The sequence below is a fragment of the Elusimicrobiota bacterium genome, assembly GCA_041660185.1.
Classification (GTDB): Bacteria; Elusimicrobiota; Elusimicrobia; order 2-01-FULL-59-12; family 2-01-FULL-59-12; genus JBAZWU01.
In genome coordinates this window covers 20,114-43,458 of record JBAZWU010000009.1, presented here as the reverse complement: position 1 = coordinate 43,458, position 23,345 = coordinate 20,114, and the positions used below count along the sequence as shown (strand labels likewise).

Genomic DNA, 23,345 nt, shown 5'->3' with positions numbered 1-23,345 from the left:
CCTTAAACCTTTCCTTGAATTTTTGTTTTATTGTGCTGCTTCTTCGCCTTCATCAGCCGGTTAATGGCGTGCAAATAGGCTTTGGCGCTCGCCTCTATAATGTCCGTTGAAGCGCCCCGGCCAAGGATCATCAGACCGCTCTCTTCAATTCGAACGGTCACTTCCCCCTGCGCATCCTTGCCGCTGGTGACAGCATGCAGATTATAATCGACCAATTTGGGCTTCAGACCGACGACCTTATCAATCGCGCGAGTGGTTGCATCCACGGGACCATCGCCGCAGGCGGCTTCCTGAACGATGTCGCCATTGGCCAGTTTCACCCGTATGGTGGCGGTCGGGACGGTTCCCATTCCACTGGAGGTATGCAAATACTCCAGGGAATAGGCGTCGCAGACCTCTGCCGTTTCCTCGTCCATCAAAGCGAGCAGGTCGTCGTCGAACACATAGCGTTTCTTGTCCGCCAGCGTTTTAAATTTCACAAACATCTCATTCAACTGCTTCTGGGTGAGCCGGTATCCCAGCTGTTTCAGGCGTGATCCCAGCGCATGACGGCCGCTGCGCGAGGTCAAGAGCAGGCTCGACTCCTCGATGCCGACGTCCTCGGGATTCATGATCTCATAGGTTTGCCGGTATTTGAGGATGCCGTCCTGGTGGATACCGGACGAATGCGCGAAGGCATTGGCCCCGACAATGGCCTTGTTCGGGGGGACCATCACGCCGGTCAGGGACGACACCAACCGGCTGGTCTTGGCGATTTCCCGGGTCCGAATCCCTGTCGACAAACCAAAGACATCCTTCCGCGTCCACAACCCCATGACGACTTCTTCCAGACTCGTATTGCCCGCGCGCTCACCCAACCCATTGATCGTGCACTCCACTTGACGCACCCCGGCCTTGATTCCGGCCAGAGAATTCGCCACCGACAGCCCCAGGTCATCGTGACAGTGGGTGGAAACAATCGCCCGGTCGACGTTGGGGATCCGGTCCACCAGCGCTCCGATGAGCTGCCCATACTCCGACGGGATCGCAAACCCGGTGGTGTCAGGCACATTGATGGTCGTAGCACCCGCTTCGATGACGGCGGTGAAGATCTGCACCAGAAAAGCCACATCCGATCGGGTCGCATCCTCAGCAGAGAACTCCACAGCCCGGGTGTACTTCCGGGCCAGCTTGACGGACTCGACCGCACGCTGCAGCACCTGCGCGCGCGTCATATGCAGCTTATGCTCCAGGTGAATATCCGACGTCGCGATAAAGACGTGAATGCGGGGGCGCTTGGCCGGTTTGACGGCCGCGCCGCAAGCCTCAATATCCCCTTTAACGCAGCGGGACAACCCGCAGATCTCCGGCGCATCCGCTTGACGCCCGATCGTCCTGGCGATTCGCTGAACCGACTCAAAATCCCCTCGCGAAGAAACCGGAAAACCCGCCTCGATGACATCGACGCCCAGACGATACAGCTGCTCCGCCACCTGCAATTTCTCAGGAGCTCCCAGGCTGCAGCCCGGCGCTTGTTCGCCATCTCTTAACGTAGTGTCGAAAATAATTACTTTTTTAGATTCCATGGTTATGATCCCTCAGAAACGGTTAGTGTGATGCTCCCGGATCTCCAACATCCGTGCTTCGGCGGCCCCATTTTTGTGGCGCCATTCTTTTCGCTCGCTGCGCGTAATAAAACCGCACCGCGAGCCGACTAAGGCCGGAGAGGACATAGAGGCAGAAGATCACAAAGATCATGTTCTGCGGATAAATGAAGACCAGCAGCAGGCCGCCTACGAGGACGACCAGCGTCTGAATGGATTTCGGGCTGCCAAGCTTCAGCTGCTTGAAATTCCCATATTGCACTTGCGACACCATCAAAACGGACAACAGCATCATCATCACCGGGACAAAGCGGTAAAAGGTCGGCATCCGGTGCATGACCGCCGGAATGGTTCGCGCCGGAATGGTATCGTTGCCGAAAAGTTCATAACTCAAAACGAAAGAAGCTAGAATCCCGGCGGCGGCGGGAACGGGGAGCCCGGTGAAATGCGTCGAGGGTTCCCCGGTCTGGGCTTTGAGATTGAAGCGTGCCAGACGCAGGACTCCGGCCATCACAAAGAAAATCGAAATCGCAGCGCCCGAGCGGCCCATGGACGAAAGGGCCACCTGATACATCAAAACAGCCGGAGCCACGCCGAACGTAACGGCATCGCAGAGAGAATCCAGTTCCAGACCGAATTGACTCGTGGCCCCGGCCCAACGCGCCACCCGGCCATCCATCATGTCCATCACGATCCCGACCAAAATGGCCCAGGAAGCGGACGTGTAATGACCATTCGACGCAAACAGCACCGAAACCATCCCGGCGGCCAGATTGCTCAGCGTGAGAATACTTGGGAAAAGATAAATGCCTCGCTTCATTCTGGAAGAACCTCAGCCATCACACTGGACCCACCCTTAACTCGATCGCCTGTTTTGACCTTCAACTGAACCGACTTCGGGATCACCAAATCGACCTGAGAACCAAAACGAATGAGCCCGATCAGTTCTCCGGCGGCGACCCGTTGTCCCTCGCGCACCCAACAAACGATTCGTCGGGCAATCAAGCCGGCAATTTGGGTCACAACCAGCGGTGAGGAAAACCGCCCGTCCGGCACGAACTCCATGCGGTTTTGTTCGTTCTCAAAACATGCTTTTGGATCTCGTGCATCCAGAAAACGCCCGGTTTTGTATCGAACCGCCTGGACCCGGCCGGCCACGGGAGCGCGCTGGATATGAACATTAAAAACAGAAAGGAAAATTCTCAGGATCCACACCGGCTGCGTCGAGACCGGATCGGTCCCTTCCACGATTTCCATGATCTTTCCATCCGCGGGCGACAGGATCAGATGCTCGCCCCGCGGAATCCGACGGAAAGGATTCCGAAAAAAATAAACGCAAAAACAAGCGCCCAAAAACGAAAGTCCAGCCAGAATTCCGAGGAAAGGACATTCAAATACATGAGCCAACGCCGCGATGACCGCGCCGATGAACAAGCATCCTAGAATAAAGGGCCAGCCGGCCTTGGCGATTCGCATGGCTTATTTCTGGCGGTCCATCCCCCGTTTTTTGAGCCAGGGCATCATGGCGCGCAGAACCGATCCGACCTTTTCAATCGGATGCGCGGCATAGGCTTCCTTCATCCGCGTGAAATTCTTACGGCCCGCCTTGTCTTCGGCGATCCATTCCTTTGCAAAGGCGCCGGACTGAATCTCGCCCAGGATCTTTTTCATTTCTTCCTTGGTTTTTGGCGAAATGATCCGCGGGCCCCGCGTAAACTCTCCGTACTTGGCGGTGTCGGAAATGGAGTGGTTCATCCAATCGATTCCGCCTTCGTAAATGAGGTCGACAATGAGCTTCACCTCATGCAAACACTCAAAATAAGCCGATTCCGGCTGATAACCGGCTTCCACCAGCGTCTCAAAGCCGTTTTTGATCAATTCAACCAGACCACCGCAAAGCACCACCTGCTCGCCGAAAAGATCGGTCTCGGTTTCTTCCTTGAAAGTGGTCTCCAGCGTCCCGGCACGCGTGCAACCGATGCCTCGGGCATAGGCCAACGCCAGCTGTTTGGCTTTCCCCGTCGCATCCTGGAATACGGCGACGAGTCCCGGGGTTCCGCCGCCCTCTTCGAACGTCCGGCGGACCAGATGTCCGGGGCCTTTTGGAGCTACCATGACCACATCCAGATGAGACGGCGGAACAATTGTCTTAAAATGAATGTTGAAACCGTGCGAGAAACCCAGGGCCGCCCCTTTCTTAATGTTGGGAGCGACTTCATCCTGCCAAACCTGCGCCTGAGCGGTATCCGGGAGAAGCATCTGGACCCAATCCGCATCTTTGACGGCCTCTGAGACGGTACAGGGCGCCCACCCATGGCCGCTGGCCAGATCCCAGGTCTTGCCACCTTTACGGGTTCCGATCACAACAACCGCCCCGGAGTCACGCAAATTCAGCGCATGGGCATGCCCTTGCGAGCCATAGCCCAGCATGGCGATCTTCTTCCCCTTCAATAAACCGAAATCCGCGTCCTTGTCGTAATAAACCTTAGCCACCATAAATAGACTCCTTAGTCTTTTTTCTTAGTACCACGGGCCATGGCAATGATCCCGGTTCGGACCATTTCTTTGATTCCGAAAGGCCGCAACAGCGCTTCCAGCGCCTGAATTTTTTCCTCATCACCCGTCATCTCGATTATCAGGGAATCCGAGGCCACGTCAATAATCTTGGCGCGAAAGATATCCACGATCTGATAAATTTCGCTGCGGTTCGTTTTGTCCGACTTCACCTTGATCAGCGCCAGGTCGCGCTCGATGTGCTTTTCGCCGGTGAAGGTCGTGACTTTGATCACATCAATGAGCTTATTGAGCTGCTTTTCCACCTGCTCGAGAACCGCCTCATTGCCGGAAGCGACAATCGTCATCCGGGAAACAGAAGCATCTTCGGTCTCGCCGACCGCCAGGCTGTCGATATTGTACCCGCGGGCCGCGAAAAGTGTGGCGATGCGGGCCAGGACCCCAAACTTGTTCTCGACGAGAACGGAGATGGTTCGGGACAGCGCGTGACTGCCGTTATTGTTTTCCATGCGTCAGAATCCTTTTATGGCGCTGAATGGGTGCGCTCAATCAAAACATTGATCAGATTGGCCAGATGCTGCAGCGGGTCGTCGGGACGCAGGCGAATCATCTTGCCGCTGGCGGCGCCGCTTAAGAGAACCTCAAGATCTTTTTCAATCCGGTAATAAGGGCCGGCGATGCTTCGCGAAACCCAGAGCGACACAAAGGCTCCAATGGCCAGACCGACCGCCACCGCCCAAATCCACTCCTCCATGCAGAAAGCCAAAGTCACCGCGACAGCCATGGAAAAGAAGATGCTTACCCCCACCAGCCAGAGGACACGCAGCTGTGTTTCTTTGGTAACAATCAGCCGGAAAGGATTTCGCCGGTTCGGATTCTCGCTGTCGGGCACGTGTTTTCTCTCTTATTATAGCAAGTAATCGATTCAGCTCTTATTTTCGACGTTTTACCGCTTCTTTAAAGAGTTTATACTCAATGGCATCCACCAGCGCCATCCAGGAGGCTTCAATCAAATTTGTTGAAACCCCGGTCGTGGTCCATTCATCCTGCGGATCCCGCGACTCGATCAGAACGCGGACTTTGGCCGCTGTACCGGCGGCAGCATCAATGACGCGAACCTTATAATCCGTCAACGCCATGTCCCTGATCGACGGGTAAAACTTCTCCAGCGCTTTGCGCAACGCGTTATCCAGGGCGTTGACCGGTCCGTCCCCTTCGGCCACCGTGTGGTCGCTGCGGCCATTCACCTTCAGCTTCACCGTGGCTTCGGTCACCAGACCTTCGGAGTCTCCGTTTTCGACAGAAACCCGGAAACTTTCCAATTCAAAAGCCGGCTTGTAGCGTCCCAAGGCTTTCTCAACCAGGAGATCAAATGACGCTTCCGCCCCTTCATAGTGATAGCCTTCCAGTTCTTTTTTCTTCAGCGCGTCCAGGACAACCTGAGTCGCCTTCCCGTCCCGGAACAATTCTTTCTGAATCCCTTTGCTCTTCATCAAAACGTTGCTCTTGCCGGAGAGTTCGGAAATCAGAATGCGTCTTTGATTCCCGACCAAGGCCGGGTCGATGTGCTCGTAGGTGGCGACATGCCGGGCCAGCGCCGACACATGCACACCGCCTTTATGAGCGAAAGCCGAATGCCCGACGTAAGGCTGCCGATCATTCGGCACAATGTTGGCGATTTCAGCAACAGCATGTGCGGTCTCGGTTAGTGAACGCAATTGATCGTCCGAAAGGACCGGATACCCCAGTTTCAGCTGCAGATCCGGGATAACCACCGCCAGGTCGGCGTTCCCGCAGCGTTCCCCGAAACCATTCATCACCCCCTGAACGAGCGTCACACCCGTCTCGACCGCCGCCACCGTGTTGGCGACCGCGCAGCCGGAGTCATTGTGACAATGGATTCCCAGAGAAGCCCGCGGAAAGGCTTCGCGGACCGCCTCCACAGCGGCGGAGATCTGTCGAGGAATCGACCCGCCATTGGTATCGCAAAGCGTGAGATTGTCCGCGCCTCCGGCCAGAGCCGCTTCCAATGTTTTCAAGGCATAGCCGGGATTGGCGCGATAGCCGTCGAAGAAATGCTCGGCGTCATAAATGACTTCCAACTTTTTAGACTTCAGATAAACGACGGAATCCCGGATCATCCGGAGATTTTCGTCCAGCGTCGTATTCAACGCCCGCGCGACATGGAGATCCCAGGTTTTTCCGAAAATACAGGAAACCGGAACTTTCGCCCGCACAATCGCCTGTAAGTTGGCATCTTCCGAAGCACGGATCCCTTTGCGGCGGGTCGAACCGAAAGCGGTCAGGCGCGCCTGTTTGAGCTTCAGTTGACGCGCCTCGGCAAAGAATTGGTTGTCCTTGGGATTGCTCCCCGGCCAGCCGCCTTCAATGTAATGAATCCCCAGATGATCCAGCGCCTGGAGAATACGCAGCTTATCCTTGGTCGAGAAGGAAATCCCCTCGGCTTGGGAACCATCACGCAGCGTGGTATCGAATAATCGAATAGAGGTCATGGCATTTCTCAACGGTTTTTGACTGTTTTTCCCAACCCGAACTCCTGATGCAGCACCTTGACTGCGTCTTCCACTTTAGAGCGGCTGATGATGCAGGAGATTTTAATCTCCGACGTGGAGATCATCTGGATATTGATCTTGTGATCCGCCAGCGCCTGGAACATGCGGGACGCTACCCCGGGGTGGCTACGCATCCCGACTCCGACCACCGCGACTTTGGCCACGGTTGTGTCGGAGGCGAGTTCCTTGGCTTCGAGCTTGTGCTTGACCAGGTCGAGCGCGGAGAGGGCTTTTTTGACTTCTCCTTCGCTCACCGTAAAGGATATATCGTTAGTCCCCTCGCGGGCCTCAGATTGGATGATCATGTCGACGTTCACACCCGCTTTGGCCAGCGCGCCAAAAATGGAGGCGGCCACGCCTGGACGGTCCGGCACATCCACCATCGAGATTTTGGCTTGTTTGCGATCAAACGCGATCCCTGACACAACGACGTCTTCCATTTGAGAAACCTCCTGATGGACTCGGGTTCCGGACGCCTTGGAAAACGTCGATCGGACCTCGAAAACCACACCAAATTTCTTAGCCACCTCTACCGAGCGGCCCTGCATCACCTGAGCGCCGGATCCGGCCAGCTCGAGCATCTCGTCATAAGAGATTTCGTTCAGCTTGCGCGCGTCCGGCACCACCCGTGGATCGGTGGTATAAACCCCCTCGACATCCGTAAAAATCTCGCACAAATCCGCCTGGAGTGCAGCGGCCAGGGCGATCGCGGTCAAATCGCTTCCTCCGCGACCCAACGTTGTTATATCCTCGTTCGCATTAAGGCCCTGAAAACCAGCGACCACCACGATGCGTTTCCGGGTCAACTGCTCGCGAACCTTCTTGGGCTGGATATCGGTGATGCGGGCCCGCGTATGGTCCATATCCGCAAAAATCCCCGCCTGCGGCCCGGTGAGCGAAATGGCATCGTGCCCCTGGGAGTGCAGGGCCATGCACAAAAGGGCGATCGAAGCCTGCTCGCCTGTGGCCAGAAGCATATCCAGCTCGCGCGGCGACGGGTCGTCGGAAACCTCCTGCGCCATCTCGATCAGGTCATCGGTCATGTCGCCGGGCGCGGAGACCACGACGACCACTCCAAAACCGGCTTTCTTTTTCTCAATCACACGGCCGGCCACATGCTTGATCTTGCCGGCATCGGCCACGGAACTGCCGCCGAATTTCATCACCACCAGCTTTTTCATCGGATGCGAATCCCCGTATTGTCCAGCGCCAGATCCAGGAAACGGCTTTCCAGCCGGCGGACACGAAACGCATGTTTCATGGCATTGGCAACGCGCCGGGCCACCGTCCCCGGAGGGGTCAAAGCGATGATGGAAGATCCCGCGCCGGAAAGCGCCGCACCCCAGGCGCCGGCTTTTCGAGCCGCCTGAATGACGTCATTGAGTTCGGGCACCAGGTGGGACCGTGTCGGCTGGTGCAGAATGTCCTCCATGGCAAACCCCAACAAATCATACTGGCGCTGAAGAATCGCCCCGATCAGAAATGCGACCCGGGAAGAGGTGAACACCGCCGCCGTAAAAGGAACCCGGCGGGGCAGGACACGGCGCGACTGCGAGGTCGCCAATGGACGGGCCGGCGAGTAAATGACGGCATGAAGGTTGGCCGGCGCCGGAAATTTCAAATAACGGACCCGTTGATCGATCAGCCCTGACACGCAAAATCCGCCGACCATGGCCGGCACGACATTATCAGCGTGGCCTTCCATCCGGACCGCCATCTCTAAAATATCCTGATCGGAGAGCGGCTTATGGAGCAGGGCATTGGCCGCAGAAAGACCCCCCAGAACAGCGGCAGCGCTTGAACCGAGACCCCGAGACAGCGGGATCCGGTTCACCATCCGCACGTCAAGGGACTTCGGCCAGCGCTTCACGCGCTTAAACACTTTCAGGGCGGACTTCAACACCAGGTTGGAGTCATTGCGGGGCAAGGTGTCCTGTCCTTCCCCCTCGATCCGAATCGAAAGCGGAAAATGGATCCGATGGTGAGACCATCCGGAACCATGCGCCTCAAATGTAACCTCGTTAAAGTGATGCAGCGCCACACCCAGAACGTCAAACCCGGGACCCAGGTTGGCGCTGGTGGCGGGGATTTGTACTGTGATTCGTTGCTTCATAATTCCTCGACTCATTCTTAATATTTTTGGTTCTCTAAAATTGATTTCAGGTACGTTGTGGCTGCTGCGATATCCATTGTCCCGCAGACCGCCCGCACCACCGCCACGCGCCGGGCACCGACCGCTAAGACCTGCTGGATGTTTTCGGCGCTGATCCCGCCAATCGCCACCTGCGGGATGCGGATCCGGGCCGTGACCTCGCGCACGAGCTGCAGCCCCACCGGTTCAACCGAAGGCTTCGTCGGCGTCGCAAATACAGGGCCGATTCCGATATAGTCTGCGCCCTGCCGCTCGGCTTCCAAAGCCTGGGATAAACGATGGGTTGAACACCCGAGGAGAAACTCCCGCCGGGTCATTCTCCCGATCAATTCACGGGCGGCCGGCAACGGCAGATCCTCCTGTCCCAGATGAACCCCATCGGCCCCCACGGCCAGGGCCAGATCCAGGCTGTCATTCACAATAAAAAGAACGTTCCGCGCGGAGCAGATGTGCCTCAAGCGCAATGCTACCGCGTACCGCTCTCGGCCGCTGAGGAGCTTGTCGCGAAATTGTACCACGTCCGCGCCCCCCTCACAGGCCGCCGTCACCATCGGTTCGTAGCCTTCCGTTCCACCCGCCGGAGGACAGGTGATCACATACAACCGGGAGGCGATGAAGCGTTTAATCAACGTCGGGGGAGCAATCGTTTTTCCCATTGGTATACCCGAAACCGCAGTTTTTGGGCGGTGCTGACCGCACGCGGGGAAAGAACCCGTCCATATTCCTCAAAGACCCGTAACGCTTCTTCGCAGCGTTTGATATTGGCGACCACCAGTTCGGGAACCCCGTCCCGGTACGACTTAGAGAGATTGGTCCGTCCAGGATCTTGCTCAACATCGCGGTGACTCACCAGCGGATGATAGTGGCCTCGAATCAGCCCGTCGAATTCGTGGCGCAGGGCTCGAAACGCTTTCGCGGCACCCGGCCGGTTCAGCACAAAGCGCGCTGTATCTTCGATGACTCGCAGGCCTTCGCGTAACCGGTTGGCGTTGGCGTCCAACAGACGCCAGACACCTTCCTTATCTCTTCCCATAAGCCTTTAAAATCTTTGAAATGGTGTTGGTCGTGGAGCGTCCCGGCACAAGCGGGATGCGCACGACTTTTTTGACCAGGTCCCGGCCGACGATTTCATCGGCACGGTAATCGCCCCCCTTGACCAGGATAGCGGGCCGAAGCTTTTTCAAAAGCTCATGCGGGGTGTCTTCCTCGAAAAAAACAATGTAATCCACCGCTTCCAGAGCGGCTAAGACTTTGGCTCGGTCCGCTTGCGAACAGAGGGGGCGCTTCGGTCCCTTGAGGCGACGCACGGACCGATCTGAATTGAGCCCCAGGACCAGGCAATCCCCCAGGGCCCTGGCCTTCTGGAGAAGCGTGACGTGACCGGCGTGAATCAAATCGTAAACCCCATTCGTAAAAACAACGCGGCCGCCCCGCCGGCGAAGCCGTCGGGCAAGGGCTGTGGCTGAAAATACTTTACTCCGAGATGTGGAGGTCATGGAAAAATCGAACGCGTTAGACGCTCGCGGGGAGGAACACCTCATCCACCCGCGCGCAGAGCGCGTGGATAAGAGCAATGTGCGTTTCCTGGATATGCGCCGTGCGTTGAGAGGGAACGCGAATGCAGCAATCCACAACATCCTTCAACTTGCCGCCCGACATCCCCGTCAGGCCGGCGACCCAGGCGCCGCGACGGCGGGATTCCTCCACTCCGCGCAAGATACTGCGGGAGTTCCCGCTGGTTGAAATCGCCACGACCACATCGCCCGATTGAACCAGCCCCTGAACCTGGCGGGCGAAGACTTCGTCGTAGGAGTAATCATTGCCGATCGCCGTCAAAATGGAGGTGTCGGTGGTTAAAGCGACCGCCGGCAGAGCCTGTCGTTCCTTTTCAAAACGTCCGATGATTTCGGCCGCGAAATGTTGGGCGTCCGCCGCGCTCCCGCCGTTACCGAAAACAACCAGTTTTTTACCCGCCTGCAGCGCGCGGCAGAGACGGTCCGCGAGCTGCTCAACTTCCGCCAGCTGCTCGGCCATGCGCGTCTGAACCGAAGCGGTCTGACGAAGATGATCCGCGATCGAATAGGGCATCGTTATTTCGCTCCGTTGACGTTTTCCATCATATACTTGGCGATAAAATCCGTATAGGCCTCGCCTTTGCGATACACCTCATGCTGCATGATCCTGGCGAACAGCGGCAGAGTGGTCTTCACCCCTTCAATCGTGAACTCCGAGAGGGCGCGCTGCATCCGGCGGATCGCCTCGTCCCGATTGGTTCCCAATACGATCAGCTTGGCCAGAAGCGAATCATAGTAAGTCGGAATGGCATAGCCGGCGTAAATGTGCGTATCCACCCGGACCCCCGGAGGCCCCGGGAATAGGACCTGCTTGATGGTGCCCGGAGAAGGACGGAAATCGTGGTCCGGATCCTCCGCATTAATACGCACTTCAATGGCATGACCCAGGAGCGGGAAATCGTCCCGGTCGTAGGTAATCCGTTCACCGGCCGCCAGACGGATCTGCTCTCTGACCAGATCAAGGCCCGTGACCATTTCCGTAACGGTATGTTCGACCTGGATCCGGGTATTCATCTCGAGAAAATAGTACTCCCCGCGTGGGTCCAATAGGAACTCCACCGTTCCGACCGTCACATAATTCACGGCTTCCGCGGCACGGCGGGCGGCCTTGCCCATCTTCCGCCGCAGGCTGGAATCCACGGCCAGCGACGGGCTTTCTTCGATTAGCTTCTGGTGACGCCGCTGGATGGAACACTCGCGTTCCGGCAGATAAACCACATGTCCTTTGCAATCGGCTACAATTTGAAATTCGATATGCCGGGGCCTTTCCAGATACTTTTCAATATAAACATCGCCGTTGCCGAAAGCTGCTTTGGCTTCAGCCTGGGCGACCTGAATCGCCGGAATCAGCTCGGCTTCGTTCTTGACCACCCGCATGCCCTTGCCCCCGCCGCCGGCGACCGCTTTCACAATGACGGGATAACCGATCTTGCGGGCCAGCTTCGGGAGTCCTGGATCTTCCAGAGATACCGGCCCATCCGAACCTGGAATAATGGGGACCCCGGCTTTGTGCATGGTTTCACGCGCCGCCGCCTTGTCGCCCATGCGTTCGATCGCTTCTTTCGAAGGACCGATAAAATGGATATGGCAGGACTCGCACACATCGGCAAAGTAGGTATTTTCCGCCAGAAAGCCGTACCCCGGATGGATCGCGTCCGCCCCGGAGATTTCTGCCGCCGAGATGATGTTCGGGATATTGAGATAGCTTTCCGTCGCCGGCCCCGGACCGATACAAACCGATTCATCCGCGATCTGAACATGGCGGCTGTAACGATCAGGCTCGGAATGCACCGCCACCGTCCGGATGCCCATCTCCCGGCACGTCCGGATGATCCGGACGGCGATTTCCCCCCGGTTCGCGATAAGTATTTTCTTAAACATTGTCCGGTGCAGGCTCCACTTCAAAGAGGGGCTGCCCATACTCCACGGCATGCCCGTTGGCGACCAGCGCTTTGACAATCCGGCAGGGGGACTGAGCGACCACGTCCTTCATAATTTTCATCGCTTCGATGGCGGCCACCGGCTGCCCGGCGTTGACAATGGTTCCTTCCACCACCAGTGGTGGACGATCCAGAGAATCCGAACGGTAAAAGGTCCCGACCATAGTGGATTTGATGGTCATGGGCTCAAATGATTTCGCGGGCTTCGCCGGCACCCGTGAAGCGGATGGCGCTGGCGCATCCAACCCCCGGGTAGAGGCTCCGCTTCGCCGGAAGCTGATCTGAGCATCCTTCTTCTCCCAGACCACTTCCTGGAGGTCAGTCTTTTGAGCGAACTCCAGAAGCTCCTTCAGCTGCTTTTTCAGCATCGTGGGTTCCATAATCATTTTTCTTCCGTCATCCCCGAAAGCCACTGTCGGGGATCCATCATTGGTTGCTAGATCCCCCGCCAGAGTCCGCGGGGGATGACGGCTCCAAATTAGGCCCGGGACAGATACTCGCCGGTGCGGGTATCCACACGGATCGAATCTCCTTCTTTGACGAAGAGCGGGACCTGTATTTCAACCCCGGTCTCAAGGGTCGCTGGCTTCATCATATTGGAGACGGAGTCGCCCTTGATCCCCGGCACGGTGGAGGAGACTTTCATCTCAACCGACGTGGGAAGCGCAATCGAAAGGAACTTATCATCGAGATAAAGCGCTTCGACTTCCAGGTTTTCGGTCAAATACTGGGCCATGTCTCCCAGCTTTTCCTTCGGATAGGACAGTTGTTCGAAGGTTTCCATGTCCATGAAATGGTACATATCGCCGTCGACGTAGAGGAACTGCTTCTTCCGCTTGGTCGGGATGATCTCTTTAAAGCGGTCCGCCTGTTTGAAAGTCCGCTCAAGGATCGACCCCGTATAGAGGTTCTTGAATTTGACGCGCATGATGGCATGCGACATCGCGGTTTTGTGGTTTTGAAACCATAAAATCTGGTAGGGCGTGCCTTCGTATTCGATGATCAAACCATTTCTAAAATCAACGGGCTCTAACATAAAAATACCTTCTTATTTCGTTAAAATTTCACATCCGGTCCGGGTGACCAGCAGGGTGTCTTCGATCCGCACACCACCGAATCCCTGCAGATAAATACCCGGCTCAACCGTAATGATCATGCCGGGTTCCAGAACCTCTTGACTGGCTGGCCCCACCGAGGGTGCCTCGTGAATCTCGATCCCTACGCCATGGCCGGTGCTATGAATGAAACGCCGCCCATATCCGGCTCGCTCGATTTCATCCCGGGCGATGCGGTCGATCTGGGCGGTTCTTACACCTGGCTTGACAGCTTGGATAGCGGAACGCTGGGCCTGTACGACAACGCTGTATATCTTCTGACCCAAGGGGGATATCCTACCCAAAAAGAAGGTACGGGTCAAGTCAGAGCAGTAGCCATCCACCAGAACACCTAAATCACACAAAACAACATCATTTTTCCGCAAAATCCGGTTTCCGGTAATGTAGTGCGGATAAGCGGCATTTTTGCCGGAAGCCACAATCGAATCGAACGATGATTTGGTCGCGCCGTTCTTACGGATATAGGCTTCAAATTCAGCTGCCAGATCACACTCCCGCATCCCAGGCCTGGCGATCTTCCGGATATGGTTGAACCCCTTCACCACAAGATGTCCGGCCCGGCGCATCGCCCGGATTTCCTCTGGATCTTTTTTGATGCGCAAGGAAGCTATGGCCGAGGGGATCGGGACCCACTTCAACCGGCGGCCAGATGCCTTGCGAATCGCCTGAATGTATGTTTCCACGGTGCGGGACGGGTCGTACCCGATCGTTCGCCACTTGTTTCGAATCGCCAGCTCGACCACCATCCCATAGACATCCCGGGCTTTCTTGACGGTCCTAATTTTAAACTCCGTGGCGATGGCCGAGGCCTGCTCAGCCACAAGGGCCGGAGTCAGCATGATCGCTTGTCGCCGGCCCACGAGTCCCCAGCAACCTTCGCTCGAGAAACCGGCCAGGTAAAACAAATCCGGGACATGGGTCACCCAATAAGCGTCAACTTTCAGGATTTTGAGACGCTTTTGGAAATTGAGGTGATGCGAAACCAGCGCTTTCGGCATGCTAAACGAGGCTGGCACTGAGAAGGCGGGCTTGGCGTTCCTGAAAACCTTCCTCGTAATGCGGATAGAGCGCGCGGATGCGCTCCTGAAGGTCCCGGTAAGACAGCTGGCCGCTGGCGGTAGGCGTACCGATGTATCCATAGATCAGGCACGTGTGGAAAATCGGCATCGCCAGGCGCGAAACCGTCCCCAGCGGCCCCATTCCCATGACCGCCACCTGTTTTTTAGCGCCCAGCCGGGCGCTCACCTGCAGGAGCGTGCGAACATCTTCCTCCACCGTAACGCGCGTTGCGATTTTGACGATATCAGCTTTCTTGGCATAGGCCGCCTTCGCCAGTTTCAGCAGTTTGGCTTCCGTCGGGGTGGCGGTATAGTCGTGATGCGAAATCATCAAGGCCAGGTTATAGCGGCCGGCGTTCTTGAGAATGTCGCGCCAGGAGTATTTGGGATTCCACTCGACATCGATCATAGCGGCATGCGCGAGCGCCCGCCAATGGACCGGCTGCCACCATTTCGGGAAAGGATGGCCGCCGCGGAAACTCACGAGCATGGGGATGCCGATTTTTGCCTTAAAACGGGCCATCTTATCGAGCATGTCGTCCCGGAAGAAATTGCCCCAGAGGTCCAGGCGGATCTCCACGATATCGGCCCGCTCGGAGCGCGCCTGCTCCAGCAAATAGGGCAGATCATCCCCATCCAGCGAGGCCACCAGCAACGGTGAGGATTTCTTCAACAACGATAAAAGCTCGTTTTTCATGGTTTGACCCCCTCAGGCGGTCCGGCTGCTGTGTATTGTGTAATGTGTCATCCCCCGTGTCAAACGGGGAAAATGAACACGGACGTCATCATGAATATTCTGACCGCATGCCCATCCAATGGTTAGGGGCACCCTTTCATTCCTGGGCGGGCAGCATGGCGGGCGCACAGCGGTGCGCCCCAACATACCCAATGGATCGTATTTATCCGCATCGTTTATCCACCCGAATGCCATTGTTCGATTATGGACAATCAGGGGCATATTTTGTTTCCCTGGTTGCAATTGGCCGCCAACCGCTGTTTGGCAGGATTCTGAATAACGCTGTTCAATTGTCTGATGCCGGATTAATTGTCAGGGAGGAATGGTTACGTCCGCCATTAATACGACCGGGTGTTTATCTGGACGATTGGACCATTATGCCGGATCATTTCCATGCGATCCTGATCATCGATATGGACATCCACCGGGACATGGGAACTGTAGGGGCGCACCGCTGTGCGCCCGCCAAAACGTTACATCGACAACCCAGAACATTGGGGTCCGTCATCGCTCAATTCAAGGCCACCACCACCAAATGCATCAATGATTTACGAGGCACCCCAGGTGAAAAGGTGTGGCAGAGAGGTTACAACGACCGCGTAATCAGAAATGAAGTTGAACTGGACAAATTGAGGGAATACATCCAAAACAATGCGCGTTTTCAAGGTCACAATTTGTGACCTTGAAACCTCACCGCCCCTCTCAGGTTGCATATTGCAACCATAGACAAAAAGGACAGGAACGTAGGGGCGGCCGGCTGGCCATCCGGACGGCCCATTCGGTTACAACAACCACATAATCAGAAATAATTTGCGCGCCCGGTCAGTCGGTGATTGTTCGGAAAGCCGTTCGGCAGGAACGCCTCTCTGCTTCCCTACAACCCCGACGCGGCGAGGGCGGGGTCGAGGAGGTCGGGCGGGACGGTCTGGCAGCTGACGGCTTTGCCCAGGGACTGCAGGAGAACAAATTTTACGATTCCGTCTTCCACTTTCTTGTCCCGGGCCAGGAACTGCATCAGCTGCTCGCGGGGAATCGGTCGTTTGACGCGCGAAGGCAGGCCGGCCTGGGTCAGAAGGGTTCCCAACCGGATACGATCCACCGGCTCCAGAAGCCCCATCTGCGACGAGAGGTAGCCGGCGACAAACATCCCGATGGAAATAGCTTCTCCATGAAGGGTGGTCTTGTATCCGCCAGCCGCTTCAATGGCATGTCCCACGGAATGGCCGAAATTTAAAATGGCGCGTTTTCCCTTGATCTCTACCGGGTCGTCCTGAACAATCTCCGCTTTAATCTCCGCGCACCGGGCAATAATGGACATCCAGAGTGGGGAGTAACCTTTTTTCAAAATATCGATTTTTTCTTCCAGCGTGCTGAAAAGCTTGGCGTCATAGATCGCCCCGTACTTAATGACCTCGGCTAAACCATTACGCCAATGCTCTTTCGGAAGCGTCCGAAGCAGAGTCGGATCGATCCACACGATCCTCGCCTGACAAAAAGAACCGACCAGGTTTTTCCCTTCCGGGAGATCCACCCCTGTTTTCCCGCCGATCGAAGAATCCACCTGCGCGAGGAGCGTGGTCGGCATCTGAACGTACTGAATCCCGCGCAAATACGTGGCGGCCACAAACCCGGTGAGGTCCCCCACAACTCCTCCACCCACCGCGATCAGCCAGGAACGGCGTTCAAAGCGGCGCCGGGCCAGAAGCCGGTAAAGCCGGCTGGCCTGGGCCAGGGATTTGGATTTTTCTCCGGAAGGCACGACGAACAGCTCCGCGGCAAAATCCGCCTTGATCAGCTCACGTTTCAACGCCTTCCCGTAGGAGGAAGCGACCGCGGCATCGCAGATAATCCCGACCTGGGTCCCCGAAACAGCCGCCTGATGAGCAAGATGCGAGACGAACCGGGACAACGGCTGCCCCACCCAGATTTCGGAGGTCTGATCACAGACTTGAAGCGAGATCGGCTGATTCATCCGTTCGGCCATTGGGATTCCACTTTCTGAAGGATATCGCCGGCGACTTCGGCGATAGTTTTGCCATCCGTCGCCACCTGATACCTGCAGGCGGCGTAGACGGATTCCCGTTCTTTCATCAGACGTTCGATTTTCGCTGACAGATCTTCGCCCGCCAGAAGCGGCCGCGTGACATCGTCTTTCAGCCGTTCCAAGAGCGTTCCGGTGCGCGCGGTCAGGCAGACCAGAAGGCTCGAGCGTTCCAGCGCGGTCCGGTTCGCGGAGTCGACCAAAGCCCCGCCCCCCGTGGCGATCACCGCATGGTCTTTGGTCGCCAACTCAGCGATCACCTGGCGTTCCAGCTCCCGGAACGCGGGTTCGCCCTCTTCGGCAAAAATCTGAGCCACAGGTTTTCCCGCCCGCTTGACGATCAGCGCATCCACGTCATGGAAAGAAGCCTTCAGGCGTTCCGCCAGATGACGTCCGACAGCGGTTTTCCCCGTCCCCATAAAACCTGTTAAGACGATATTCATGCACGATGCTCCGCAACTACCCCTCGATCGTCATTCCCCGCGGCCACTGGCGGGGAATCTATTCTTTTGTCGGAGATGCTGGCACGGCATGATGGATCCCCCGCCAACAACCGCGGGGGATGATGAGAGGGTACACCGATGGGAATGGCTCTCCTATCGTTTCCGGACATGAGCCGCATACCGGTCGAAGTTGTCTTTCATTTCCCGTAAGGAATCCCCGCCGAATTTTTCGCAGAGGGCGTTAGCGACTTCGAAAGCGACAACCGCCTCTCCCACGACTCCAGCGGCAGGAACCGCGGTTACATCCGAGCGGATCACTTCCGCTTTGAAGGGTTCTTTGGTCTCCACATTCACCGACTGAAGCGGCTTCATCAGCGTGGCGATCGGCTTCATCGCCGCGGACAGAACGAGGCGCTCCCCGTTGGTCATGCCGCCCTCGAAACCACCGGCATTATTGGAGCCCCGGTAATACCCTCGCGCCGGGTCATGAAGGATTTCATCATGGACCTGGCTGCCGCGCTGCCGGGCGGCCTCAAACCCAAGCCCGATCTCCACACCTTTGATGGCTTGAATGGACATCAATGCTCCGGCCAGACGCGCGCACAGCTTACGGTCTCCCTGCACGTGGCTGCCGAGACCCGCCGGGCATCCATCCACGATCACGGTGAAAATACCGCCCAGTGTATCCCCCGCAGACTTGGCCGTTTCGATTTCTTCGACCATCTTGGCGCTCAGTCCCGCGTCCGGACAACGGACCGGGGATTGTTCCGTAGCCGCGATCAGATCCTTTGGACTCAGGCTCTGCAGCGTCGAAAGATCCAGATGATGCGGGCCCAGTTCCCGGACGAACGAATACACCTGGATGCCGAAAACCTCCAGCAGCTTTCGGCAAACCGCGCCGACCGCCACACGAACCGCGGTCTCCCGCGCGGAAGCCCGTTCCAGGATATCCTGCGCGTCGCGCCGGTCGTATTTCAGCATCCCAACCAGATCCGCGTGGCCCGGGCGCGGTTTGATCACGCGCTTGGAGTCGTCGCGATCCGCCGGATCAACGGAAAGCAGCTTCTGCCACTTCTCCCAATCCTTATTCTCGATGACGAGTGTAATGGGCGACCCCAGCGTTTCTCCCCAGCGAACACCACTGGTGATCTGGACGCGGTCGGCTTCGATGGCCATGCGCGGGCCGCGGCCATGCCCTTTCTGGCGGCGGGCCAGGTCCTTCCGAATGTCCTCTTCCGTAACCGCCACCCCCGCCGGCATCCCTTCCAGGATGGCGGTGAGTGAACGGCCGTGAGATTCCCCTGCTGTCAAATATCGCATCATAAATTTTGACCCCTCCGTCATCCCCTGCGGCCCCAGGCAGGGGATCCACAGAGCCGTGCTGATTCTGGATTCCCCGCCAGAGACCGCGGGGAATGACGCGTCTGGTTTATTTTCTGAACTTCAATGCTTGCTCCGCCGCGTTTCTCATCACGCGAAACGGCGCCCGCTTGCCGGTGAAGAGCTCGAAGGAACGCGCCCCCTGGGACACGAGCATGCCCAGGCCGTCCAGTGTTTTCAACCCGCGCCGCTTGGCCATCTTCAGAAGCGCGGTTTCCCGGTAGACCAGATCAAACACAAAGAGTTTCCGGTGCAGACCGTTCGGATTGATATTGAGCCGCTCGTTCCCGACGAGCCCGACGGAGGTGGCGTTCACCAAGAGGTCGCTTTCCTTCATCAGCCAGTAGAGCGCCCGGGATTCATCCAGAGCCACCGGAAGCGTCTCGCGGTCAAAATGGCGCAGGACCCGCTTGGCCAGGATCTCGGAGCGCGTTTTGTTGCGATTGGCGATGACGATCCGCCGCACACCAGCTTCGGCTAAAGACATCGCGGCCGCGCTGGCCGCGCCGCCGGCCCCTAAAATCACAACCTTTTTCCCCTCCGGATCAAAATGACCGTCTTTTCGCAGAGACAGGATAAACCCGGCGCCATCCGTGTTGTAGCCATGAAGGCGTTTATTCTTCTGTACGATCGTGTTCACGGCTCCGATCTGCTTGGCCGACTGGTCGATTTCATCCAAAAACTCAATGACCGCTCCCTTGTGCGGCACCGTCACGTTCACGCCGGAGACTCCCAGCGCGCGCAAGGCCATCGTCGCCTTCCCGAGTTCTTCCGGTTTGACGAGGAAGGGCACGTACACCGCGCGGATCCCCAGGGCCTCAAAAGCGGCGTTATGCATGACCGGCGAAAGCGAATGCTCGATCGGGCATCCCATGATGCCGAAAAGCTGCGTGTCTCCTGATACTTTCATTTAGGCGCCTCCTACGGATATATCGCGAATGCAGAGGGTGGGCGATCCCACCGACCCTGAAAAAATCAGATCCGACCCCACCGCGGTCACGTTCTTCATCAGATCCAACAGATTGCCGGCGATGGTGACGCCGCGAACCCCGTGCGTCCGGCGGCCGTTTTCAATCCGCTCGCCCATGACCCCGAGCGAGAAATCGCCCGAGATGACATCAACGGTATGCAGCCCCATCACGCTGCGGACGTAAATCCCCGAACGGCTGCTCGACACGAGCGTCTCGGGCGATTGGGTGCCGGGCTTCAAATAAAAATTGGTCTCTTCCGGTCCCGGAACGCTTTTGTAAGAGGCCCGTCCGGCATTGCCGCTGGACAGCTTCCCGGCCCGGCGAGCATTATAGCTGTCATACAAAAATCCTTGAAGCACGCCTTGCCGGATCAAAACGGTCGTTTGAGTCGGGAGTCCCTCCGCATCATACGGTGAACTGCCGAGCCCGCGCAACAAACGCCCATCATCGATCAGATCCAGGCACGACGCTCCGACGGATTCTCCGACCCTGCCGCCAAGGAACGATTTTCCCTTCAATACCTGATCGGCCCGCAAAGCGCTGGCGATCAGTTCCAGAATCTCCGCGGCGACGAAAGGATCCAGCAACAGATCGTAACGCCCGGACGGGAGCTGTTTCCCCCCCAGGAGCGATAACGTGTGCTCAACGGTCTTGTCAACGACCCAGCCGGTTTTCAAATCCGCGTGGTGCCGGACCGCCTGAAAACCATAACCCACCTGCGTTTCGCTCCCTTCCACCGCCACACAGGCCAGAGCGAAACTGACGTGGGTCCCCTCCCCGCTCACCCGCACACCGCGATTATTGACGACCGCGGTACGGACACGCCCCTCCCGGTAACTGGCGCGAAGCACTTTGGCCAAACGGGGATCACGCCGCTTCACGTCGGCCTCGACTTCTTTTAAAAAGGACGCCCGGGATTCCGAAGAAGCCAAATTCAGGGACGGATCGACGAGCTGCAGCTCCACCGGCGAAGAAGCCGCTTTCGGAGACTCCGGAATTTCCAGCAAAGGTTCCGCCGCACAAAGGCGCGCGCCGGCCGCGGCCCGCTCCACCACGGCACTGACCGCATCCAGCGTCAGCTGGTTGGTGTAACCAAACCCCAAGCGTCCTTCATGAACCACGCGCAACCCGAGACCCTGACTTTGCGATAAGGCATCGTTTTCCGGAGCGCCTTCGCTCCATTCCGTATTCCGGCTCTCGGACGCAAGCAAAAAAGCTTCGGCCTGCGCTCCAGGAAGACGACGACCGGTTTCCGCTAAAACGCGCTCGCCCGTGAGAACTAAATTCACTGGTCAAGCCTCAGCGCCGAGGCGAATAAAAGAAATCCGAGAAGGAGTAAAACGCTGCCGATGCGTCGATTGTTCAATAACACGTAGGCGTCTCGAAAAACACGCTCGCGCATCCAGGCGTTCACCCGGAGAATGATCGTGGGATGGACAAGATAGGCCAGGCCAAGGAAAACGAGGAAAAATCCTAGAACAACTCTCAGCATAAGCATAATTGTACCTCGACCGGGCAGTGAAATGTGCTTGAAAAATCTATCAAAATCCGTCGAAGCAGTCAAAGAGGCAACGTTCGCCAGCGCCAGGCAACCGCTAAAGCAAGAGGGCCTATGACATGGATCAAGAGCCTGGGAAGGGTCGTCGGCAAGAGCAGCCGAAGATCTCCGGGATAAATGAAGTAGACCCAGGAATAAAGTCCCACCTGGAGAAGAACGATACACACCAAAATCATCGACCCAGAAAGATCCAAACCTTTTCGTTGAGGCCACACGAATCCGCCAACCACCAGCAACCAGAAGAATCCCCATCGGTTAACGTTGGCTAACTCACGGATGCCGAAAGATCCGATCCATCTCGCGCGATTGAGAGCTTCGCTCCAGGCCAACGCAGGCCAATGGATGAAGTGGGCGGCATTATGCGGAATCGTCAATCGAATCACGTACCAGGGAATCAACCCGACTCCGATAACGACCGCCAGCCAGAGAAAGCGTCGACGAAGGCCTCGACCGGTCACCAGGAACGCGATTCCGGCGATCGCCAAAAGCGGTCCCCCCTCCGCTTTTGTAAAAGCGCATCCGATGGCGAAAAGGACGGCCCGCCAGCCATCCGTTCGATTGGGAGATTGCCGCCACCCGAAAACCGCCAGCAGAAATCCGGTCCAATAAAAGGCCAGCGGGATATCCGCAAAACCGGAAGTCGCCTGCCCCATGAATTCTTCGAAAAAAAGCGGAAGGGTCGCCAGACCCGCGACTCCGGCCAACGACCAGGGTCGCGGCCAGCGGAGCCGCAACCCGCGATAGATCAGGCTGAGCCATCCGAGCCAGTAGGCCAGAAAAATCAACCGGATCCAACGCTCTTCGACACGGCCCAGAAGGATGAAATACGACGCCTCCAGATAAGACAGCAGAAGCGGATAATCAGCGTTAATGTGATAGAGGGAGGAATCCTGAAAAGCCCGCGTTCGGAAGGTGCCTTCTGTAAAAAGAATCTTGGCTTTGAACGCGTACATGACAATACTGTCCCACATATAAATGGGAAGCGCGGTCTGCCAGAACGCAAAAACAACCGTCGACGCGATCAGCAGAACCATCAGGGTCTCGATCGGGCGACAAGCGACTGGGACATCTTTCTTGCGGATCACGGCGAAGGATCGCCCCCAAAAAACACCGATTCCCAGGAGCAGAGCAACCCCCACGCCGAGAAGGGGCCCTCGCCTCATAGAAACTCCGCACACATTGGCCAGGAACCAGCCGTAACTCCAAAGGATGGATCCCGTTCCAAAAAGCCAGGGCCATTGCTCGATCAGCTCAACAATCGCCATGATTATCGAGGTCCTTTCGAAGCCTGCAAAGGTTCATAGATTTCAAAATGCTTGGGGACCTGGTCCACAAAAGACAGAACCCACTCCGAAGGGAACCGCCGCCGCACGGACGGCAACTCCTGAAGCGACAACGCCCCATAGAAGAGCAACCGAGGATACAGATAGTACACCACATACCAGGGCGGCTGAGAGGAGACCCACCGGATGGTTGCTTTTTCGGGGATGACGGACTGAGCCCTCAGAAGTTGTTGATAAAACGGTCCCCAAATCAGGACACACCGTTGCGCATCCGTCATCCCTCGAACTCGTTGGAGTGTCCGGAGAGTCTGAAGAGCATGCCGACCGCACAGAAACCATTGGGTCGACAACAACAGGCAGACCAACCCCCATGAGGCTTGCGCACGGTAACGTTTCCATAGGAAACCCATTCGTACCATCCTAT

General features: G+C 57.1%; 26 protein-coding genes and 1 pseudogene. 1 reads left to right on the top strand and 26 read right to left on the bottom strand.

What is annotated here, in order from left to right:
• Positions 1–2 precede the first annotated feature (2 nt).
• The 18 genes and pseudogenes from WC859_08020 to WC859_07935 all read right to left on the bottom strand — a co-directional run bounded on the left by WC859_08020 (position 3) and on the right by WC859_07935 (position 15,206).
• Positions 3–1,565 carry a 2-isopropylmalate synthase gene (locus tag WC859_08020; protein MFA5976090.1) on the bottom strand — a complete coding sequence of 521 codons (1,563 nt, stop codon included), beginning with the start codon at positions 1,563–1,565 and terminating at the stop codon, positions 3–5.
• A 22-nt stretch (positions 1,566–1,587) separates the two neighbouring features.
• Positions 1,588–2,403 (bottom strand): CDP-diacylglycerol--serine O-phosphatidyltransferase, encoded by an 816-nt coding sequence (gene pssA, locus WC859_08015; protein MFA5976089.1) that lies wholly within the window; start codon positions 2,401–2,403, stop codon positions 1,588–1,590.
• On the bottom strand, positions 2,400–3,059 hold the full coding sequence (locus tag WC859_08010; protein MFA5976088.1) for a phosphatidylserine decarboxylase: 660 nt from the start codon (positions 3,057–3,059) through the stop codon (positions 2,400–2,402). The genes pssA and WC859_08010 overlap by 4 nt, the downstream gene beginning before the upstream one ends.
• A gap of 3 nt (positions 3,060–3,062) precedes the next feature.
• Positions 3,063–4,079 (bottom strand): ketol-acid reductoisomerase, encoded by a 1,017-nt coding sequence (gene ilvC / locus WC859_08005; GenBank protein ID MFA5976087.1) that lies wholly within the window; start codon positions 4,077–4,079, stop codon positions 3,063–3,065.
• A gap of 11 nt (positions 4,080–4,090) precedes the next feature.
• Positions 4,091–4,579, bottom strand: a complete 489-nt coding sequence (gene ilvN, locus WC859_08000) for an acetolactate synthase small subunit (GenBank protein ID MFA5976086.1) — start codon at positions 4,577–4,579, stop codon at positions 4,091–4,093.
• 41 nt (positions 4,580–4,620) lie between these two features.
• Positions 4,621–4,989 (bottom strand): hypothetical protein, encoded by a 369-nt coding sequence (locus WC859_07995; protein ID MFA5976085.1) that lies wholly within the window; start codon positions 4,987–4,989, stop codon positions 4,621–4,623.
• Between the two features lie 40 nt (positions 4,990–5,029).
• Positions 5,030–6,610 carry a citramalate synthase gene (gene cimA, locus WC859_07990; GenBank protein ID MFA5976084.1) on the bottom strand — a complete coding sequence of 527 codons (1,581 nt, stop codon included), beginning with the start codon at positions 6,608–6,610 and terminating at the stop codon, positions 5,030–5,032.
• 8 nt (positions 6,611–6,618) lie between these two features.
• The gene (locus WC859_07985; protein ID MFA5976083.1) at positions 6,619–7,851 is read right to left on the bottom strand and encodes an aspartate kinase; all 1,233 of its coding nucleotides are present in this window, start codon (positions 7,849–7,851) and stop codon (positions 6,619–6,621) included.
• Complete coding sequence (gene thrB, locus WC859_07980; GenBank protein ID MFA5976082.1) at positions 7,848–8,783, bottom strand: homoserine kinase; 936 nt, start codon at positions 8,781–8,783, stop codon at positions 7,848–7,850. The genes WC859_07985 and thrB overlap by 4 nt, the downstream gene beginning before the upstream one ends.
• Before the next feature lie 17 nt (positions 8,784–8,800).
• On the bottom strand, positions 8,801–9,478 hold the full coding sequence (gene thiE / locus WC859_07975) for a thiamine phosphate synthase (GenBank protein MFA5976081.1): 678 nt from the start codon (positions 9,476–9,478) through the stop codon (positions 8,801–8,803).
• Positions 9,448–9,855 carry a hypothetical protein gene (locus WC859_07970; protein ID MFA5976080.1) on the bottom strand — a complete coding sequence of 136 codons (408 nt, stop codon included), beginning with the start codon at positions 9,853–9,855 and terminating at the stop codon, positions 9,448–9,450. The genes thiE and WC859_07970 overlap by 31 nt, the downstream gene beginning before the upstream one ends.
• A pseudogene (gene rfaE2, locus WC859_07965) lies at positions 9,842–10,279 on the bottom strand (D-glycero-beta-D-manno-heptose 1-phosphate adenylyltransferase). The gene WC859_07970 and the pseudogene rfaE2 overlap by 14 nt, the downstream one beginning before the upstream one ends.
• 55 nt (positions 10,280–10,334) lie before the next feature.
• Positions 10,335–10,910, bottom strand: a complete 576-nt coding sequence (locus WC859_07960; GenBank protein MFA5976079.1) for a D-sedoheptulose 7-phosphate isomerase — start codon at positions 10,908–10,910, stop codon at positions 10,335–10,337.
• A 2-nt stretch (positions 10,911–10,912) separates the two neighbouring features.
• Complete coding sequence (gene accC, locus WC859_07955; GenBank protein MFA5976078.1) at positions 10,913–12,277, bottom strand: acetyl-CoA carboxylase biotin carboxylase subunit; 1,365 nt, start codon at positions 12,275–12,277, stop codon at positions 10,913–10,915.
• Positions 12,270–12,722: an acetyl-CoA carboxylase biotin carboxyl carrier protein subunit gene (locus WC859_07950; protein ID MFA5976077.1), complete on the bottom strand. Its 453-nt coding sequence runs from the start codon at positions 12,720–12,722 to the stop codon at positions 12,270–12,272. The genes accC and WC859_07950 overlap by 8 nt, the downstream gene beginning before the upstream one ends.
• 92 nt (positions 12,723–12,814) lie before the next feature.
• Positions 12,815–13,372: an elongation factor P gene (gene efp, locus WC859_07945; GenBank protein ID MFA5976076.1), complete on the bottom strand. Its 558-nt coding sequence runs from the start codon at positions 13,370–13,372 to the stop codon at positions 12,815–12,817.
• A 12-nt stretch (positions 13,373–13,384) separates the two neighbouring features.
• Entirely contained in the window at positions 13,385–14,449 is a 1,065-nt protein-coding gene (locus WC859_07940; protein MFA5976075.1) for an aminopeptidase P family protein, read from the bottom strand.
• A gap of 1 nt (position 14,450) precedes the next feature.
• Positions 14,451–15,206: a type I 3-dehydroquinate dehydratase gene (locus WC859_07935; protein MFA5976074.1), complete on the bottom strand. Its 756-nt coding sequence runs from the start codon at positions 15,204–15,206 to the stop codon at positions 14,451–14,453.
• Positions 15,207–15,361: 155 nt separating this feature from the next.
• Between WC859_07935 and WC859_07930 the strand changes: the two genes are divergently transcribed.
• The gene (locus WC859_07930) at positions 15,362–15,925 is read left to right on the top strand and encodes a transposase (GenBank protein MFA5976073.1); all 564 of its coding nucleotides are present in this window, start codon (positions 15,362–15,364) and stop codon (positions 15,923–15,925) included.
• 194 nt (positions 15,926–16,119) lie between these two features.
• Here WC859_07930 and aroB read toward each other — a convergent pair whose 3' ends face one another.
• The 8 genes from aroB to WC859_07890 all read right to left on the bottom strand — a co-directional run bounded on the left by aroB (position 16,120) and on the right by WC859_07890 (position 23,331).
• The gene (aroB, locus tag WC859_07925) at positions 16,120–17,217 is read right to left on the bottom strand and encodes a 3-dehydroquinate synthase (GenBank protein MFA5976072.1); all 1,098 of its coding nucleotides are present in this window, start codon (positions 17,215–17,217) and stop codon (positions 16,120–16,122) included.
• On the bottom strand, positions 17,214–17,729 hold the full coding sequence (locus WC859_07920; protein ID MFA5976071.1) for a shikimate kinase: 516 nt from the start codon (positions 17,727–17,729) through the stop codon (positions 17,214–17,216). Before WC859_07920 ends, aroB begins: the two co-directional genes overlap by 4 nt.
• 153 nt (positions 17,730–17,882) lie before the next feature.
• The gene (gene aroC, locus WC859_07915) at positions 17,883–19,052 is read right to left on the bottom strand and encodes a chorismate synthase (protein MFA5976070.1); all 1,170 of its coding nucleotides are present in this window, start codon (positions 19,050–19,052) and stop codon (positions 17,883–17,885) included.
• 106 nt (positions 19,053–19,158) lie between these two features.
• Positions 19,159–20,019 carry a shikimate dehydrogenase gene (locus tag WC859_07910; protein MFA5976069.1) on the bottom strand — a complete coding sequence of 287 codons (861 nt, stop codon included), beginning with the start codon at positions 20,017–20,019 and terminating at the stop codon, positions 19,159–19,161.
• Positions 20,020–21,369: a TldD/PmbA family protein gene (locus tag WC859_07905; protein MFA5976068.1), complete on the bottom strand. Its 1,350-nt coding sequence runs from the start codon at positions 21,367–21,369 to the stop codon at positions 20,020–20,022.
• Positions 21,366–21,578, bottom strand: coding sequence for a hypothetical protein (locus tag WC859_07900; GenBank protein MFA5976067.1), 213 nt, complete (start codon positions 21,576–21,578; stop codon positions 21,366–21,368). The genes WC859_07905 and WC859_07900 overlap by 4 nt, the downstream gene beginning before the upstream one ends.
• A 62-nt stretch (positions 21,579–21,640) precedes the next feature.
• Positions 21,641–22,903: a hypothetical protein gene (locus WC859_07895; protein ID MFA5976066.1), complete on the bottom strand. Its 1,263-nt coding sequence runs from the start codon at positions 22,901–22,903 to the stop codon at positions 21,641–21,643.
• Positions 22,904–22,905: 2 nt separating this feature from the next.
• Complete coding sequence (locus WC859_07890; protein ID MFA5976065.1) at positions 22,906–23,331, bottom strand: hypothetical protein; 426 nt, start codon at positions 23,329–23,331, stop codon at positions 22,906–22,908.
• Positions 23,332–23,345 lie beyond the last annotated feature (14 nt).